This is a genomic window from Oleiphilus sp. HI0125, from assembly GCF_001635355.1.
In genome coordinates this window covers 1-1,785 of sequence record NZ_LWGF01000786.1, presented here as the reverse complement: position 1 = coordinate 1,785, position 1,785 = coordinate 1, and the positions used below count along the sequence as shown (strand labels likewise).

The following is a 1,785-nucleotide window of genomic DNA, read 5'->3' as shown; positions in this document are numbered from 1 at the left end:
ATGATCTGAGGTACATCATTAGTACCAATAATGGTGACGGTAATAGCTTGATCGGTTGTAGCGCCATGTTGATCAGTCACTTTCATCATGACTGTCTCGGTGACCACTTCGCCTGCTGAAAGCGTATTGACCAAAGAATTATGGAAATTTGCGCCCCAAGTTCCTGTGGTCTCGTCAATAATATAATTGCCCCATTTTCCCAACACGAGGCCGGTGCCATTACTAGAACTGTGTTGATTCTCCCAACTAAAACTCAAGGTGTCACCAGTATCTACATCCTGAACAATGGGCGTCTTACCACGTATGGTCGGGTATTGTCCTTCGGTAAAGGTCGCTGTTAAGTCACCTCCGATCACGGCGGGCGCATCATTGGTGCCCGTTACATTTACCGTTATGAGCTGTGTCGCCGTTCCGCCTTGGCCATCGCTCACTTCAACTGTAAAACTCTCAGTCTTCACATCGTCCTTGGCGATTGACTGTGTTGCCGTCAGATTATTATCAAGCGTATAGGTCCATCGGCCAGTATTAGGGTCAATGCTGAGTTGACCATAACTACCCTGCCCAGAGCCATTTAGTGTCCATGCATGAACATCATTTTTATCGACGTCTCGAACCTGTAATTGTCCCGATGTGATATTGATTGATGCATCTTCAATAACACCGCCAGTGCTAGTGCCCGAAATACTAGGAGTGTCATTGGTACCATTAACCTGAACGCTAATAGCTTGAGTCCTTGTACCACCTTGCCCGTCATCCACTTTCATATAAAAGGTTTCAGTTGCAATTTGTCCTTGAGACAATGCTTGGGTGGCAGGATTTGAATGATCGAGTTTATATTCCCATTTGCCTGTTTGCGCATTGACGCTAATGCTACCAAATGCTCCTTGGCCGCTACCTTGGATACTCCAGGCATGCACATCATTTGCATCAAGGTCATGGACACGAAGTTGACCTGATGTCGTGCCAACTTGGTCTTCGGTTACAGCGCCACTCGCTGTACCAGAAATAGATGGGCGATCGTTGCTTCCGACTACATCGACAAGCACTCTCTGAGTAGTGATGCCTCCATTGCCATCATCAACGCCTACATAAAATACTTCTTTGACAATTTGCCCTTGGCTGAGCGCTTGGGTTGCTAAATTTGAGTTATCAAGCGTGTATGTCCATTGACCGTTCTTTGCATCAATATTAAAGCTGCCATAGCTACCTGTTCCCGAGCTATTCATCGACCAAATGTGAGTATCTCCAGCATCCACATCGCTGACGTTTAAACGTCCGCTTTTGGTCAGCAGAGCGTCTTCGGTTACAATGCCTTGAGTTGTTCCACTTATGATCGGAGTATCGTTCGTTCCATCGATTGTGATAGTGACTGATTGCGGCACAACGCCGCCTTTCCCGTCATCGACATTGACGATAAATGACTCGGTGACCGTTTGGCCGAAAGCCAAAAACTGTGTTGCTTGGCTTGTGTTATCTAGGGTGTATATCCATTTTCCAGTCTGCGTATCAATCGACAGCGAACCATAATTGCCCTGCCCTGTTCCAGAGACAGACCAGGTGTGTGAATCCGGTGTATCCACGTCCGAAACGTTTAACTGCCCCGATACGTTCTTCAGCACATCTTCAACAACGGATCCTGTTGAAGCTCCACTGATTTGAGGTAAATCATTCGTGCCTTGGACTTGTATGTTGATCGGAACAAATTGTGTACGCCCGTACGCATCAACGAGCTCAACTTGAAAAGTCTTCGTTAAACTCTCGCCTTGCGCGAGTGACTGCACACTC

At 46.9% G+C, this 1,785-nt stretch carries 1 protein-coding gene; it reads right to left on the bottom strand.

Annotated features, from left to right (window positions below; translation table 11 throughout):
* Window positions 1–1,785: VCBS domain-containing protein (locus A3762_RS12290; RefSeq protein WP_082869107.1), on the bottom strand; the 1,785-nt coding region annotated here is incomplete at both ends.